The following is a 15,127-nucleotide window of genomic DNA, read 5'->3' as shown; positions in this document are numbered from 1 at the left end:
TATGTTGTCGGCGTTATTCTCTCATTCCGCGGCGAAGTCCGCGGATTTTTCACATCTGCGCAATGCCAGCGTAGCGTTCCGTCAGGCGGTAAAAACCTACGGCAGTCATCGGGTGCTGAACGGTATCGATCTGACGATTAACCCCGGCGAAGTGGTGGCGATCCTCGGGCCTTCGGGTTCGGGAAAATCGACGCTGATTCGCTTGATAAACCAGCTTGAAAGCCTGAGCGGCGGCGAAATCCTGGTTGACGACAAGCCCACCAGTCAACTGAGCGGCCGGGCTCTGCGCCAGCTGCGCAGCCGCATTGGTTTCGTCTTTCAGCAGTTTAACCTCTATGCCCATTTAACCGCGGCGCAGAACATCATGCTGGCGCTGGAGTCGGTTCACGGCTGGAAGCGCAGCGATGCCGAGCAGCGTGCGCGGGAGTTGCTGCAAAAGGTCGGGCTTGCGGAAAAGGCCGATGCGATGCCGTCGCAGCTCTCCGGCGGCCAGCAGCAGCGCGTGGCGATTGCCCGGGCGCTGGCCTCCTCACCGCAAATCATCCTGTTTGATGAACCTACCTCGGCGCTGGACCCGGAGATGATCGGCGAAGTGCTGCACGTGATGCAGTCGCTGGCCCACAGCGGGATCACCATGATTGTGGTGACCCACGAAATGCAGTTTGCCCGTGAAATTGCCGACCGGGTGGTATTTATCGACGGCGGCGATGTGCTGGAGGTGGCCCCTCCGGCGGCGTTCTTTGCCAATCCTCAGCATCCGCGCGCGCGGCGTTTTCTGCAAAAGGTGCTGGACCCGCTGCACCAGGAGCAGACGGCGTGATGGTGAATTTTGACTGGCAGGGGGTGCTCAGCGGGCAGCCTCTGCAATGGATTATCTCGGGCTTTCTCACCACGCTGTGGGTGTCGCTTGCAGGGATTGTGCTGGCAAGCGTGCTGGCGGCGCTGTTCTTGCTGTTGCGTCTCGCTGGCGGACGGCTGGGGCAGGGCATCACCGCCTGCTGGGTATCGCTGTTTCGTAATACGCCGCTGCTGGTCCAGCTATTGTTCTGGTATTTCGCGGCGTGGAATTTTCTGCCGCAAGGGCTGCGGGATTTTGTTAACGACCCGCACGATTGGTCGATTCTGCCCGGCAACGTCTGGTGGCTGACGCCGGAGTTTCTGTGCTCGGCCTGGGGTCTTGGCGTCTTTACCTCGGCGTTTTTGATTGAGGAAGTGGCGGCGGGGCTGCAAAGCGTGCCGAACGGCCAGCGGGAGGCAGCGCAGGCGCAGGGCTTTTCGACCTATGGTCTGCTGCGACATATTTTGCTGCCGCAGGGGCTGGCTAACGCCTGGCAGCCGATGGTGGGGCAGTATCTGAACCTGATGAAGCTCTCGTCGCTGGCGAGCGGTATTGGTTTTGCCGAGCTGACCTACCAGGTGCGGCAAATCGAAAGCTATAATGCCCATGCGCTGGAGGCTTTCGCGGTGGGTACCGTGCTCTATTTGCTGACCGGCGTGGCGCTGGGGCTATTGCTGAGCCGCCTGGGGCCAAAACCGGTAGGGCAGCCGAAGCGCGTGCGAAAAGCGGCGGCGAGCGTGGCGGGGGGAACGGTGAATGAACGCTAATCTGGCGGTAATTTACGATAACCTCGACTACCTGCTGTGGGGGCGGCTGGCCGACGGTGAGCCGGGAGGCGTAGCGCTGACGCTGATGATGGCGATAGGCGCAGGCGCGCTGGCGCTGCCGGGCGGTATTCTGCTGGCCTGTGCGGCGTGGCGATTCTCCGGTTTGCCCCGGCGTTTGCTGTACCTGTGGGCGGAGGTGATACGCGGCATTCCGCTGATCTTCGTTATCTTCTGGCTGTGGTATCTGCTGCCGATGCTGACCGGGAGCGACCTGCCGGGCGCGGTGACGGTGACGTTGGCGCTGGCGTGGTTTACCGCCGCCTCGGTGATGCACTCGGTGCTGGCGGGGCTGCGTGCGCTGCCTGGCGGGCAGTATGAAGCGGCGCTGACCCAGGGGTTTAGCGCCGGGCAGAGCCTGCGGCTGATTCTGCTGCCGCAGACGCTGCGCAACGTGCTGCCTTCGCTGGTGGGGATTTTTATCAGCCTGCTGAAAGACACTTCGCTGGCGTTTATCGTCAACGTACCGGAATTAACCACGGTGGCGGGGCAGGTGAACAACCGCGTGCAGATCTACCCGACGGCGATCTTTGTCTTTATCGGCGTGGTCTATTATCTGCTGTGCTTTGGGCTGGAAAGGATGGCGAAACGCTGGCAGCGGCGGGTGGCCGTGTAAGCCTGATAAGCGTAGCGCCATCAGGCAATCCGGTGCAGATTGCCGGATGGCGGCGTTGCCTTATCCGGCCTACAAAAAACAAACCCGGCGAGGGCGTTTACGCCGACGCCGGGTTTATCCCATCACACGTTTTTACGTTCGATGGTTTGCTCGCCCCAGAAGAGCGCGTCTTTATCGGTTTTGCTGAAGGCCAGTTCGAGAACGGCATCGCTGCCTTCTTCCCAGATTTTTTCTGCCGTTTTTTCATCATATTTCGCCAGCTCAAAAATCGCTTCGGCGATTTCGGGTGACGTATTGCGCAGACTTGCCCATTCACCAATATGATGAGCCTTGCCTTCTTGTGTCGGCATATCGCTTCTCCCTTAAATCATTAGCCTTTCATTTTGACGGCCAGGCCTGCCACGTATTCACCCTGATAACGGGCGATGGACAGCTCTTCCTGGCTTGGCTGGCGTGAACCGTCTCCGCCAGCGATAGTGGTCGCGCCGTATGGCGTGCCGCCGCGAACCTGAGAAACATCAAACAGCTCCTGAGCCGCGTAACCAATCGGCACAATGACCATACCGTGGTGGGCGAGGGTCGTCCACGTTGAGGTAATGGTCTGCTCCTGTCCGCCGCCGGTACCGGTTGAGCTAAAGACGCTGGCCAGTTTGCCGTATAGCGCGCCGGACGCCCACAGGCCGCCGGTCTGGTCGAGGAAGGTGCGCATTTGCCCGGCCATATTGCCGAATCGGGTAGGGGTACCGAAGATAATGGCGTCGTAATCCGCCAGTTCTTGTGGGGTGGCGACGGGAACCGCCTGCGCTTTGCCGCCTGCTTTGGCAAAGGCTTCTGCTTGCATGGTTTCTGGTACGCGCTTGATGGTGACGTCAACGCCGTCGACCTTATTTGCGCCTTCGGCTACCGCTTTAGCCATCGTTTCGATGTGTCCGTACATAGAATAATAGAGCACCAGAACACTTGCATTTCCACTCATCTTAACTCTCCTGTGTCAAATTCGTCGGTTTCTAACAAGCATGTTTAAGCATAGTCGCTAATGACAAATCCGCTGCAACGATTCGGCAATTTATCCACGTCCTGGTGGCATGATTTTTTGCCGCCGCTGCGTGCTTTGACGTACGCTGACACACTTTTATCTGACCGTTTTTCCTTCGCCATAAGAGTGGATTACGGCCCGGTATGGTGCGAGTCTGGCAAAAATGGCGGGCAGATATGACAAAATGTGACCAAGTCGCCTTCGCTGCCGCTGCGACGACTAATCTTATTACTACCCGTGTCGTACGGCGGGTGAACGCGCTTTGAATTACGTAATGCACTATGTCGTTCTCTCAACTGGAGGTCAGTAATGGCAAACCATCGTGGCGGTTCCGGCAATTTTGCCGAAGACCGTGAAAGAGCATCAGAAGCAGGTCGTAAGGGCGGCCAACACAGCGGCGGGAACTTTAAGAACGATCCCCAACGCGCCTCGGAAGCGGGCAAAAAAGGCGGGAAAAACAGCCATGGTAGCCACCGCGGCAGCTAGCGGTGCGTGAATTGTCTGCCTCTCTCCTAACCGCCGGATAATCCGGCGGTTTCTTTTTGTGGCCGTAACCCGCAAAATAGATATTGATGCCGTAAATAACAAGGAGAGGGCGCATGGCTCAGGATGCAGTAAAGAAAGGTGGCAAACGTTCGCAGGCAGTGAGTGCGAAGAAACAGGCCATCCTCACCGCCGCGCTGAATACCTTTTCACAGTACGGGATCCACGGCACGCGCCTTGAACAGGTAGCGGAACTGGCCGGGGTATCGAAAACCAATCTGCTTTACTACTTCCCGTCAAAAGAGGCGCTTTACGTGGCCGTGATGCAGCAGATCCTCGATATCTGGCTGGCGCCGCTGAAGGCGTTTCGGGAGGATCTGGCGCCGCTGGTGGCAATTAAAGAGTACATCCGCCTCAAGCTGGAGGTCTCGCGAGATTATCCGCAGGCCTCGAAGCTGTTCTGTCTGGAGATGCTACAGGGCGCGCCGTTGGTCATGGATGAGCTGACCGGCGACCTGAAAGCGCTGGTGGTGGAAAAGTCGACCATCATTGCCGCGTGGGTAAATGCGGGTAAGCTTGCGCCTATCGACCCGCATCATCTGATCTTTATGATCTGGGCGACGACCCAGCACTACGCCGATTTTGCCACCCAGGTGGAAGCGGTGACCGGGAAAACTCTGCGCGACGAAATCTTCTTTCAGCAGACCGTCGACAACGTCCAGCGCATTATCATCGACGGTATTCGCGTCCGTTAGCCGGCGGGCGGCAGAGGGCAGCTCAGGTCGCCCTCTTCGCACTGTAACAGCGAGGAGAGAAACGCTTCGCGCTCGTTCGTTTTGTCGGTCAGGCACTGGCTGTTCACCATCGGCTGCGCGCTGCCGCCCTGGCTGCTGGAGCTGATAAACGCGCAGTCCGCATCCCGCAGCGCAATCCACGCCGACTGCGCTTTCTTCAGTAAATCTCGCTGCGCGGGCTCCGCGCGCTTCAGCACGTCCTGCCAGGTTTGATTGAGCTTTTTATCCGCCGCCTGGTACTGCGCAGCAGAGCAGGTGTTTAAATCGGCCTGTGTGGTGGCATCGGCACACTCGTCCGCCAGGGCATAACTGCTGCTCATCAGCAGGGCAAGGGCGGGTAAGAGACGTTTCATCGGTTGACTCTCCAGATTATTCATACGGCGCTTAGGCTCAGGATATAACACGATTTTACCTCTGAATCTCCTCCAACCACCGTGCGATTTTCCGAATTTGAAAGGTAGCGCAACGTTCGTCTGGACGCCTTTGGTGTAGAAGGTTGATGGTCGCGCAGGACGGGTAGGCCTGATAAGCGAAGCGCCATCAGGCGAAATGCGTGCACATTGCCGGATGGCGGCGTAAACGCCTTATCCGGCCTACCATTAAAAAACCCGGCAATCGCCGGGTTTGAATATCTTAACCAATCGTCATCAAGCTGGCATTCCCACCCGCTGCGGCGGTGTTCACGCTGAGCGAACGCTCATGGTACAGACGCTCAAGCAGGAGATTGGTTTCGCCGCGGGCAAAGCCCTGCACCGAAATAATCGCTCCGTCGCGCGCCGCCACCTGCTCACAGAGTTCGCGCAGCTGGTCGGAATCACCGTGGTAAATCACCGCATCGAAGAAGGCGTTCATCAACGTTTCCGGTTTCGCGAAGTGGATACGCTCGCTTACCGCTTTCGGCAGCGATTTCACCAGCTCGCGCTGGAGTGGCGCGTCCTGCCACAGCACTTCGCTGCCGACCGCCATCACCGCCGAGAGCTGCGTCAGCAGATCCGACTCGTTATCGGCCACGCACAGTACGCGTTCACGCGGCACCAGCGTCCAGGTGTTGCGCTCGCCGGTTGGTCCCGGCAGCACGCGCTGGGTACCGGCCTGCGCCAGCTCGCTGTACAGCTTGCTCTGCGCCAACTGCTCCGGGCGACCCGCCATCCAGCTTTGCAGTTCGGTGAGCGGTTTTTCCAGCAGCGTTTTGAGCTGGGTATCAACCACCTGACCGGCATCCTGACGCGCCAGCGTTTTTGCCAGCGCCGTTTCCGGGCGGCTTGCCAGCAGGCGGTACAGGTACATTGGACCGCCCGCTTTCGGGCCGGTGCCGGAGAGGCCTTCACCGCCGAACGGCTGCACGCCGACCACTGCGCCGACCATATTACGGTTGACGTACAGGTTGCCGACTTTCGCGCTGCCGGTGACCTGGGCGATGGTTTCATCAATACGGGTATGCACGCCGAGGGTCAGACCGTAGCCGGAGGCGTTAATCTGCTCGACCAGCGCATCCAACTGATTACGACTGTAGCGCACCACGTGTAGTACCGGTCCGAAGACCTCTTTTTTCAGCTCGTCAAAGCTGTCGAGTTCAATCAATGTTGGCGGAATAAAGGTGCCGGTTTGCCATTCGCGGCTGTCCTCGGCGTTCTCACGCGCCGCCTGGAAAACGGTGCGGCCTTTGGCGCGCATTGTCTGGATATGTTGCTCAATACCGGCTTTCGCTTCGGCATCGATAACCGGCCCGATATCGGTGGTCAGACGGCCTGGGTTGCCCATCCGGCACTCCGCCATCGCGCCGCGCAGCATGGTCAGCGTGTGGTCGGCGATATCGTCCTGCAGGCAGAGTACACGCAGCGCCGAGCAGCGCTGGCCTGCGCTATCGAAGGCCGAGGCCACCACGTCAACCACCACCTGCTCGGTGAGCGCGGAGGAGTCGACAATCATCGCGTTCATGCCGCCGGTTTCCGCGACCAGCGGCGTTGGGCGTCCCTGAGCGTCGAGGCGGGTAGCAATATTGCGTTGCAGCAGGGTGGCGACATCTGTGGAGCCGGTAAACATCACGCCGCGCACGCGGGCATCGCCGGTCAACTGTGCGCCGACGGTTTCACCACGGCCTGGCAGCAACTGTACCACGCCTGCCGGTACGCCCGCTTCCAGCAGCAGGGCGATACCCTGTGCGGCAATCAGCGGGGTCTGCTCGGCCGGTTTGGCCAGCACGCTGTTACCGGCGGCCAGGGCGGCGGCAACCTGGCCCATAAAGATAGCCAGCGGGAAGTTCCACGGGCTGATACAGACCACCGGGCCCAGCGGGCGGTGGGTTTCATTATCAAAGTCGTCACGAACCTGACCGGCGTAGTAGTGCAGGAAGTCGACTGCTTCACGCACTTCGGCAATGGCGTTGCTGAAGGTTTTCCCGGCTTCGCGCACCAGAATACCCATCAGCGGCTGCATCTGATCTTCCATCAGCACCGCGGCGCGTTCCAGGATTGCGGCACGTTCCTGCGGCGGGGTGGCGAACCAGATTGGCGCGTTGTTCACCGCGCTTTCCAGCGCCTGTTCGACTTCGTCGCTGGTCGCTTCGCGGACATAGCCCACCACATCTTTCGGTTCAGCCGGGTTAATCACCGCCACCATATCGCCGTCAGCAACCGGATGCTCCAGCATTGGCTTCGCCGTCCACTTGTGCAGCGCGCTGTTGAGCAGCGACGAGGAGAGGGAGGCCAGACGATGTTCGTTAGCGATATCGAGACCGGCAGAGTTGACGCGGCCTTTACCGTAGAGGTCACGCGGCAGCGGGATTTTCGGATGCGGCAGCCCGGATGCGCCTTCTTGCAGCGCCATTTTCTCAACCGCCAGCACTGGGTCGGCAACCAGCTCGTCCAGCGGCAGGCTGCTGTCGGCGATACGGTTAACGAACGAGGTGTTAGCGCCGTTTTCCAGCAGACGACGCACCAGATAGGCCAGCAGCGTTTCGTGGGTGCCCACCGGGGCATAAATACGGCATGGACGGTTCAGCTTGCCTTCCGCCACTTTACCGACAACCTGCTCGTACAGCGGTTCGCCCATGCCGTGCAGGCACTGGAACTCGTACTGGCCCGGATAGTAGTTCTGCCCGGCCAGTTGGTAAATCGCCGCCAGGGTATGGGCGTTGTGGGTGGCAAACTGCGGGTAGATCAGGTTCGGCACGCCGAGCAGTTTTTTCGCGCAGGCGAGGTAAGAGACGTCGGTGTAGACCTTACGGGTGTAGACCGGATAGCCCTCGAGGCCGTCCATTTGCGCGCGTTTAATTTCGCTATCCCAGTAGGCGCCTTTTACCAGACGGATCATCAGGCGGCGACGGCTGCGGGTGGCGAGATCAATCAGGTAGTCAATCACAAACGGGCAGCGTTTCTGGTAGGCCTGAATCACGAAGCCAATGCCGTTCCAGCCCGCCAGTTCTGGCTCAAAGCACAGTTTTTCCAGCAGATCGAGGGAGATCTCTAAACGGTCGGCCTCTTCGGCGTCGATGTTAATGCCGATGTCGTATTGGCGCGCCAGCAGGGTCAGCGATTTCAGGCGCGGATAGAGTTCATCCATCACGCGGTCGTACTGCGCGCGGCTGTATCGCGGGTGCAAGGCGGAGAGCTTGATGGAGATCCCCGGGCCTTCATAGATGCCGCGGCCGTTGGAGGCTTTACCAATGGCGTGGATCGCCTGCTGATAGGAGACCATATAGGCCTGCGCATCGGCGGCGGTCAGCGCGGCTTCGCCGAGCATGTCGTAGGAGTAGCGGAAGCCTTTTTCTTCGAGCTTACGGGCGTTGGCCAGCGCTTCGGCGATGGTTTCGCCGGTCACGAACTGCTCGCCCATCAGGCGCATCGCCATGTCTACGCCTTTACGCACCAGCGGCTCGCCGCTCTTGCCGATAATGCGGTTCAGCGAGCGTGACAGGCTGGTTTCGTTGTGGGTAGAGACCAGCTTGCCGGTAAACAGCAGCCCCCAGGTGGCGGCGTTGACGAACAGCGACGGGCTGCGGCCAATGTGCGACTGCCAGTTACCGTTGCTGATTTTGTCGCGGATAAGGGCATCGCGGGTGGCTTTATCAGGGATACGCAGCAGCGCTTCCGCGAGGCACATCAGCGCCACGCCTTCCTGAGAGGAGAGGGAGAATTCCTGTAACAGGCTCTGCACCATACCGGCACGGCCACTGGCGGTTTTCTGGTTGCGCAGCTTTTCTGCCAGCTTCCAGGCCAACTGATGCGCCTGTTCGGCAATCGGCTGCGGTAAACGAGCCTGCTCCATTAACATTGGCACAGCGTCGGTTTCGCTGCGGCGCCAGGCGGCAGTAATCGCCGCACGGGTCACGGATTGCGGCAGGATCTGCTCGGCGAACTCGAGGAACGGCTGGTGCATTTCGTCGGCCGGTTGGGCGGATTCATCGCTTTCGTTCGCGGCACCAGACAGCAGCGCGGGCAGCTCCGGCAGGACTTCATCGTTTTCGAGCTTTTCCAGATAATTAAAAATTGCCTGCTTTATGAGCCAGTGAGGGGTGCGGTCGATACGTGTCGCCGCATTCTTAATGCGCTCACGCGTTGCGTCATCCAGCTTAACCCCCATGGTGGTGGTGCCCATGCCATCTACTCCTGTTGCTCGGTTGTCATCATAATTGCGTAACAGGAATATCCATCATGTTGCAACTTTGTGCAACCGTGTTAAATGTGATGTCCGTTGCAGGCTTAAAAATGAGTTAATTGTTAATGGTAAAACTTATGGAAAGCAGCCTGGGAAATGGGTATTGCAAGCCGGTTTTATGCGCTACTTAACAGTTATTCACGGTGCAACCGTAAAAAGCGTGAGGGAGTGCAACCTATAGGAAAATGCTATCAGCGGGCTAATGCATTCGATGTAAATGCAGTGTTAAATCGTTTGTGAAAATATTCCGCTTCCGTCAGGATACGGTCGCTTCAAATAATTGCCTCGTTCCGGCAATGATAAAAAACGGCAAATGGGGATGTTGCCGACGCATAATTCTGGAGATTCTAATGACTATAAGTACACCGATGCTGGTGACCTTTCTTATCTATATTTTTGGCATGATCCTCATTGGCTTCTTTGCATGGCGCAACACCAAAAATTTCGATGACTATATTCTCGGCGGCCGTAGTCTTGGGCCCTTCGTGACCGCGCTTTCCGCTGGCGCTTCCGATATGAGCGGCTGGTTGCTGATGGGTCTGCCGGGGGCTATCTTCATCTCCGGTATCTCGGAAAGCTGGATAGCCATCGGTCTGACCGTCGGCGCGTGGATCAACTGGAAGCTGGTGGCCGGGCGTTTGCGCGTGCACACCGAGGCTAACAACAATGCCTTAACGCTGCCGGACTACTTTACCGGACGTTTTGAAGATAATAGCCGCGTGCTGCGTATTATCTCCGCGCTGGTTATCCTGCTGTTCTTCACCATTTACTGCGCCTCCGGGATTGTTGCCGGTGCGCGTCTGTTCGAAAGCACCTTCGGCATGAGCTACGAAACCGCACTGTGGGCGGGGGCGGCCGCGACCATCCTCTACACCTTTATCGGCGGCTTCCTCGCGGTAAGCTGGACTGATACCGTGCAGGCCAGCTTGATGATTTTCGCCCTGATCCTCACGCCGGTTATCGTGATTTTCGCGGTGGGTGGCCTCGGCGATTCGCTGGAGGTTATCAAACAGAAGAGCATTGAGAACGTTGATATGCTCAAAGGGCTGAACTTCGTTGCTATCATATCGCTGATGGGCTGGGGTTTGGGCTACTTCGGTCAGCCGCACATTCTGGCGCGCTTTATGGCCGCTGACTCCCACCACAGTATCGTGCATGCACGCCGTATCAGCATGACCTGGATGATCCTGTGTCTGGCGGGTGCGGTTGCCGTGGGCTTCTTCGGGATTGCCTACTTCCAGAACAACCCGTCGGTGGCCGGGCCGGTGAGCCAGAACGCCGAGCGCGTGTTTATCGAACTGGCGCAGATCCTGTTTAACCCGTGGATTGCCGGTATTCTCCTGTCGGCCATTCTGGCGGCGGTGATGTCGACGCTGAGCTGCCAGCTGCTGGTGTGCTCAAGTGCGATTACCGAAGATTTGTACAAAGCGTTCCTGCGTAAAAACGCGAGCCAGAAAGAGCTGGTGTGGGTAGGGCGCTTTATGGTGCTGGTGGTGGCGCTGGTGGCTATCGCGCTGGCGGCAAACCCGGAAAACCGCGTGCTGGGTCTGGTGAGCTACGCGTGGGCAGGCTTCGGCGCCGCGTTTGGCCCGGTGGTGCTGTTCTCGGTGATGTGGTCGCGTATGACCCGCAACGGCGCGCTGGCCGGGATGATTATCGGTGCATTGACCGTCATTGTCTGGAAACAGTTCGGCTGGCTGGGGCTGTATGAAATCATCCCAGGCTTTATCTTTGGCAGCGTCGGTATTGTTCTGTTCAGCCTGCTTGATAAAGCGCCGTCGGCTAGCATGCAGGAACGCTTTGCCAAAGCGGACGCGCATTATCACTCCGCGCCGCCGTCCCGTTTAAGTGGCCCGGACGAGGTGCGATAGGTCGGATAAGGCGTTTGCGCCGCCATCCGGCAATCTGCACCGAACTGCCTGATGGCGCTACGCTTATCAGGCCTACGTAAACGCTAAAGCCCGCAATTCTGCGGGCTTTTTTTACGTCTGTGCCTGATAACTAGCGCAACTATATCGTCGCTATTCTTTTACATCTCGTCATTATTTCCCTCACATTTCGCTTGTGTTTATTTTTGGCTTAATGATAATCACTATCACTCACATTTACCTGTCTTTGCAAAAGTTGACGGCGTTTCACATTTAAGGATGTCCGCATGTTTGTTCCTTTTCTCATTATGCTGCGCGAAGGGCTGGAAGCAGCGCTGATTGTCAGCCTGATTGCCAGCTATCTGAAGCGCACGCAGCGCGGTCGCTGGATTGGAGTGATGTGGATTGGCGTGATTCTGGCCGCCGCGCTGTGCTTAGGTTTGGGCATTTTTATCAACGAAACCACCGGCGAGTTCCCGCAAAAAGAGCAGGAGTTGTTTGAAGGGCTAGTGGCCGTGGTGGCGGTGGTTATTCTGACGTGGATGGTGTTCTGGATGCGTAAGGTGTCCCGCAACGTCAAACAGCAGCTGGAGCAGGCGGTGGATAACGCGCTGCAAAAGGGCAATAACCACGGTTGGGCGCTGATTATGATGGTCTTTTTCGCCGTGGCGCGTGAAGGGCTGGAGTCGGTCTTCTTCCTGCTGGCGGCATTCCAGCAGGATCTCGGTATCTGGCCGCCGCTGGGGGCGATACTGGGTCTGGCAACGGCCATCGTACTGGGCTTCTTGCTTTACTGGGGCGGTATTCGCCTCAACCTCGGCGTATTCTTCCGCTGGACGAGCCTGTTTATTCTGCTGGTGGCGGCTGGCCTTGCGGCAGGGGCGATTCGCGCCTTCCACGAAGCGGGCCTGTGGAACGCATTCCAGGACGTGGCCTTCGACCTCAGCGGTACGCTGACCACGCACTCGCTTTTCGGCACGCTGCTGGAAGGCATCTTTGGTTATCAGGAAGCGCCGAGCGTGAGCGAAGTGGCGGTCTATTTCCTGTATCTGATTCCCGCACTGGCGCTGTTCTTCTGGCCGCCGCGCGCTGCTACATCAACATCACGTATCGCCCCATAAGGCAGATAACGGCTGTTTAGTGACAACTACTTATTGAAAGGGATGGACCATGACCAAGAACTTCCGCCGCAGCGCGTTGCAGACGGGCATCGCAGCACTTTTCTCTACGGCGTTTATGGCACAGGCTGCTGATATTCCGCAGGTTAAAGTGACGGTAAACGACAAACAGTGTGAACCGATGTCCGTCACCGTGAAAGCCGGTAAAACCCAGTTTATCATCCAGAACCACAGCCAGAAGGCGCTGGAGTGGGAGATCCTCAAAGGGGTGATGGTGGTGGAAGAGCGTGAGAATATCGCGCCGGGCTTCACCCAGAAGATGACCGCTAACCTGCAGCCGGGCGAATACGATATGACCTGCGGCCTGCTGACCAACCCAAAAGGCAAGCTGATCGTTACCGGCGAAGCGACGAAAGACGCGGCGAAAGCCAACGCGCTGCTGAGCCTGAACGACGCGATTACCGCCTATAAAGCCTACGTCACCGCCGAAACGGCAGAGCTGGTGAAAGGCACCAAAGCCTTTACCGACGCGGTGAAAGCGGGCGATATCGCCAAAGCGAAATCCCTGTACGCCTCTACCCGTCAGCACTACGAGCGTATCGAACCGATTGCCGAGCTGTTCTCTGACCTCGACGGCAGCATCGATGCTCGTGAAGACGACTACGAACAGAAAGCGGCGGACCCGAAATTCACCGGCTTCCACCGTCTGGAAAAAGCGCTGTTTGGCGACAACAGCGTCAAAGGCATGGAACATTATGCCGATCAGCTGAATACCGATGTACTGGATCTGCAAAAACGTATCTCTGAACTGGCCTTCCCGCCGTCAAAAGTGGTGGGCGGCGCGGCGGGTCTGATTGAAGAAGTGGCGGCGAGCAAAATCAGCGGTGAAGAAGACCGTTACAGCCACACCGACCTGTGGGACTTCCAGGCTAACATCGACGGCGCGCAGAAGATTGTTGACCTGCTGCGTCCTCAGCTGCAGAAAGAGAACAGCGCGCTGCTGGCGAAGGTTGACACTAACTTCAAGAAAGTGGACACCATTCTCAGCAAATACCGCACCAAAGACGGCTTCGAAACCTATGACAAGCTGACCGATGCGGACCGTAATGCGCTGAAAGGGCCGATCACCACTCTGGCGGAAGATCTGGCGCAGCTTCGTGGGATCCTGGGTCTGGACTAAGCAAGATGGCAAAGCAGCACACTGACGACCTGAACGAACCGTCACGTCGTCGTTTATTAAAAGGGATCGGCGCGCTGGGAGGCGCGCTGGCAATTTCCGGTGGTTGTCCGGTGGCTCATGCGGCGAAAGCCAGCGACGCACCGGCGACCAATGGTCGAATGGAAACTCAGCCGTTCTACGGCGAGCACCAGGCGGGCGTCCTGACGCCGCAGCAGGCCTCGATGATGCTGGTGGCGTTTGATGTGCTGGCGGCGGATAAATCGGACCTTGAGCGTCTGTTCCGTCTGCTGACCGATCGCATTGCCTTTCTCACCAAGGGCGGCCCGGCGCCGGATACGCCGAATCCGCGCCTGCCACCGATGGACTCGGGGATTCTCGGCGCGTTTATCGCGCCTGATAACCTGACTATGACGGTCTCCGTCGGCCAGTCGCTGTTCGACAGCCGCTTTGATCTTGCGGATAAAGCGCCGAAGAAGCTGCAGAAGATGACGCGTTTCCCGAACGATGCGCTGGACGCGACCCTGTGTCATGGCGACCTGCTGTTGCAGATTTGCGCCAACACGCAGGACACGGTTATCCACGCGCTGCGCGATATCATTAAGCACTCGCCGGACTTGCTCAGCGTGCGCTGGAAGCGGGAAGGGTTTATCTCCGACCACGCGGCGCGCAGCAAAGGCAAAGAGACGCCGATTAACCTGCTCGGCTTTAAAGACGGCACCGCCAACCCTGACGGCAGCGATAAACCGCTGATGGACGAGGTGGTGTGGGTCACGGGCGATCAGGGTGAACCGGCGTGGGCGAAGGGCGGTACCTATCAGGCCGTGCGCATTATTCAGTTCCACGTTGAGTCCTGGGACCGTACGCCGCTCAAAGAGCAGCAGACGATCTTTGGGCGCGACAAACACAGCGGCGCGCCGCTGGGGATGAAGAACGAGCACGATACGCCTGACTACACCCGCGACCCGGACGGTGATGTGATTGCGCTGGACAGCCATATTCGTCTGGCTAACCCGCGCACCAAAGAGACGCAGTCGGGGCTGATGATGCGACGGGGATACAGCTACTCGCTGGGCGTTTCCAACTCCGGTCAACTCGATATGGGACTGCTGTTTGTTTGCTACCAACATGACCTTGAGAAAGGGTTTCTGACGGTGCAAAAGCGCCTGAACGGGGAAGCGCTGGAGGAGTACGTGAAGCCGATTGGCGGCGGGTATTTCTTTGTGCTGCCGGGTGTTGAATCTCCGTCATCGTATCTGGGCAGCACGTTGTTGCAGGCTTGAGTGCGCTCCCGGCGGCGCTTCGCTTGGCCGGGCTACATGGTACGGTGCATATTTGTAGGCCGGATAAGGCGTTTACGCCGCCATCCGGCAACGACCATTTGTAGCCCGGGCGAGCGCAAGCGACCCCGGTATTTCTCCCCAATTCCATAATATCGCCAAAAATCAGTCCTTTTTTTTCATTTTCCTCCTGATTGATATAAAACTGTCACATCAGTGTCAGATGCTATCTCTGTAAGCTATCGTTATGTTTATGTAAAAATAATGTTGCACCTTTTGTTGATTTAGATGTAATAATAAATATAGCGGTAGTTTCCGTTTCACTATGGAGATCGCGAATGGTAGCGTCCTTGATAGGACTAAGCAGAACCTCAACCCGCACCATCCAGCGCGGAGGCCCTCTCTCCGGCAGCGATTTCTTCACCCCAATTTTTCAT

At 58.0% G+C, this 15,127-nt stretch carries 13 protein-coding genes; 9 read left to right on the top strand and 4 right to left on the bottom strand.

Features of this window, described 5'->3' with window-relative positions; genetic code table 11:
* Window position 1: 1 nt before the first annotated feature.
* The 3 genes from ACH1XZ_RS08495 to ACH1XZ_RS08485 are packed head-to-tail and all read left to right on the top strand — an operon-like array spanning window position 2 to window position 2,278.
* Window positions 2-820, top strand: a complete 819-nt coding sequence (locus tag ACH1XZ_RS08495) for an amino acid ABC transporter ATP-binding protein (RefSeq protein WP_395595177.1) — start codon at window positions 2-4, stop codon at window positions 818-820.
* Entirely contained in the window at window positions 820-1,605 is a 786-nt protein-coding gene (locus tag ACH1XZ_RS08490) for an amino acid ABC transporter permease (RefSeq protein WP_395595574.1), read from the top strand. The genes ACH1XZ_RS08495 and ACH1XZ_RS08490 overlap by 1 nt, the downstream gene beginning before the upstream one ends.
* The gene (locus ACH1XZ_RS08485; protein WP_395595176.1) at window positions 1,595-2,278 is read left to right on the top strand and encodes an amino acid ABC transporter permease; all 684 of its coding nucleotides are present in this window, start codon (window positions 1,595-1,597) and stop codon (window positions 2,276-2,278) included. The genes ACH1XZ_RS08490 and ACH1XZ_RS08485 overlap by 11 nt, the downstream gene beginning before the upstream one ends.
* Before the next feature lie 122 nt (window positions 2,279-2,400).
* Here ACH1XZ_RS08485 and ACH1XZ_RS08480 read toward each other — a convergent pair whose 3' ends face one another.
* Window positions 2,401-2,628 (bottom strand): YccJ family protein, encoded by a 228-nt coding sequence (locus tag ACH1XZ_RS08480; protein WP_185666467.1) that lies wholly within the window; start codon window positions 2,626-2,628, stop codon window positions 2,401-2,403.
* A gap of 20 nt (window positions 2,629-2,648) precedes the next feature.
* Window positions 2,649-3,254 carry an NAD(P)H:quinone oxidoreductase gene (gene wrbA / locus ACH1XZ_RS08475; protein WP_035896674.1) on the bottom strand — a complete coding sequence of 202 codons (606 nt, stop codon included), beginning with the start codon at window positions 3,252-3,254 and terminating at the stop codon, window positions 2,649-2,651.
* Between the two features lie 369 nt (window positions 3,255-3,623).
* Here wrbA and ACH1XZ_RS08470 point away from each other — a divergent pair, with 369 nt between their 5' ends.
* Window positions 3,624-3,800, top strand: a complete 177-nt coding sequence (locus tag ACH1XZ_RS08470) for a con-10 family general stress protein (protein ID WP_035896676.1) — start codon at window positions 3,624-3,626, stop codon at window positions 3,798-3,800.
* A 113-nt stretch (window positions 3,801-3,913) separates the two neighbouring features.
* Window positions 3,914-4,552 carry an HTH-type transcriptional regulator RutR gene (gene rutR, locus ACH1XZ_RS08465; protein WP_395595175.1) on the top strand — a complete coding sequence of 213 codons (639 nt, stop codon included), beginning with the start codon at window positions 3,914-3,916 and terminating at the stop codon, window positions 4,550-4,552.
* Here rutR and ACH1XZ_RS08460 read toward each other — a convergent pair.
* A complete protein-coding gene (locus ACH1XZ_RS08460; protein ID WP_395595174.1) occupies window positions 4,549-4,944 on the bottom strand; it encodes a lysozyme inhibitor LprI family protein in 396 nt (131 codons plus the stop codon). The genes rutR and ACH1XZ_RS08460 overlap by 4 nt on opposite strands.
* Window positions 4,945-5,224: 280 nt before the next feature.
* Entirely contained in the window at window positions 5,225-9,187 is a 3,963-nt protein-coding gene (gene putA / locus ACH1XZ_RS08455; protein WP_395595173.1) for a trifunctional transcriptional regulator/proline dehydrogenase/L-glutamate gamma-semialdehyde dehydrogenase, read from the bottom strand.
* A 410-nt stretch (window positions 9,188-9,597) separates the two neighbouring features.
* Here putA and putP point away from each other — a divergent pair, with 410 nt between their 5' ends.
* The 4 genes from putP (at window position 9,598) to efeB (ending at window position 14,693) form a co-directional block, all read left to right on the top strand.
* On the top strand, window positions 9,598-11,118 hold the full coding sequence (gene putP / locus ACH1XZ_RS08450; protein WP_395595172.1) for a sodium/proline symporter PutP: 1,521 nt from the start codon (window positions 9,598-9,600) through the stop codon (window positions 11,116-11,118).
* Between the two features lie 284 nt (window positions 11,119-11,402).
* Window positions 11,403-12,236 (top strand): iron uptake transporter permease EfeU, encoded by an 834-nt coding sequence (gene efeU, locus ACH1XZ_RS08445; protein ID WP_123651221.1) that lies wholly within the window; start codon window positions 11,403-11,405, stop codon window positions 12,234-12,236.
* A gap of 49 nt (window positions 12,237-12,285) precedes the next feature.
* Window positions 12,286-13,413, top strand: a complete 1,128-nt coding sequence (gene efeO, locus ACH1XZ_RS08440) for an iron uptake system protein EfeO (protein ID WP_395595171.1) — start codon at window positions 12,286-12,288, stop codon at window positions 13,411-13,413.
* Window positions 13,414-13,418: 5 nt separating this feature from the next.
* The gene (efeB, locus tag ACH1XZ_RS08435) at window positions 13,419-14,693 is read left to right on the top strand and encodes an iron uptake transporter deferrochelatase/peroxidase subunit (RefSeq protein ID WP_395595170.1); all 1,275 of its coding nucleotides are present in this window, start codon (window positions 13,419-13,421) and stop codon (window positions 14,691-14,693) included.
* Window positions 14,694-15,127: the final 434 nt, after the last annotated feature.

Source organism: Kluyvera chengduensis (assembly GCF_044197065.1).
Taxonomy (GTDB): domain Bacteria; phylum Pseudomonadota; class Gammaproteobacteria; order Enterobacterales; family Enterobacteriaceae; genus Kluyvera; species Kluyvera ascorbata_C.
This window is presented reverse-complemented; position numbering and strand designations above follow the sequence as displayed.

What these genes read in the sequence shown, in the direction of transcription:
- ACH1XZ_RS08495 (WP_395595177.1), top strand. Translation starts at nt 2, where the DNA reads ATGTTGTCGGCGTTATTCTCTCATTCCGCGGCGAAGTCCGCGGATTTT.
- ACH1XZ_RS08490 (WP_395595574.1), top strand. Translation starts at nt 820, where the DNA reads ATGGTGAATTTTGACTGGCAGGGGGTGCTCAGCGGGCAGCCTCTGCAA.
- ACH1XZ_RS08485 (WP_395595176.1), top strand. Translation starts at nt 1,595, where the DNA reads ATGAACGCTAATCTGGCGGTAATTTACGATAACCTCGACTACCTGCTG.
- ACH1XZ_RS08480 (WP_185666467.1), bottom strand. Translation starts at nt 2,628, where the DNA reads ATGCCGACACAAGAAGGCAAGGCTCATCATATTGGTGAATGGGCAAGT.
- wrbA (WP_035896674.1), bottom strand. Translation starts at nt 3,254, where the DNA reads ATGAGTGGAAATGCAAGTGTTCTGGTGCTCTATTATTCTATGTACGGA.
- ACH1XZ_RS08470 (WP_035896676.1), top strand. Translation starts at nt 3,624, where the DNA reads ATGGCAAACCATCGTGGCGGTTCCGGCAATTTTGCCGAAGACCGTGAA.
- rutR (WP_395595175.1), top strand. Translation starts at nt 3,914, where the DNA reads ATGGCTCAGGATGCAGTAAAGAAAGGTGGCAAACGTTCGCAGGCAGTG.
- ACH1XZ_RS08460 (WP_395595174.1), bottom strand. Translation starts at nt 4,944, where the DNA reads ATGAAACGTCTCTTACCCGCCCTTGCCCTGCTGATGAGCAGCAGTTAT.
- putA (WP_395595173.1), bottom strand. Translation starts at nt 9,187, where the DNA reads ATGGGCACCACCACCATGGGGGTTAAGCTGGATGACGCAACGCGTGAG.
- putP (WP_395595172.1), top strand. Translation starts at nt 9,598, where the DNA reads ATGACTATAAGTACACCGATGCTGGTGACCTTTCTTATCTATATTTTT.
- efeU (WP_123651221.1), top strand. Translation starts at nt 11,403, where the DNA reads ATGTTTGTTCCTTTTCTCATTATGCTGCGCGAAGGGCTGGAAGCAGCG.
- efeO (WP_395595171.1), top strand. Translation starts at nt 12,286, where the DNA reads ATGACCAAGAACTTCCGCCGCAGCGCGTTGCAGACGGGCATCGCAGCA.
- efeB (WP_395595170.1), top strand. Translation starts at nt 13,419, where the DNA reads ATGGCAAAGCAGCACACTGACGACCTGAACGAACCGTCACGTCGTCGT.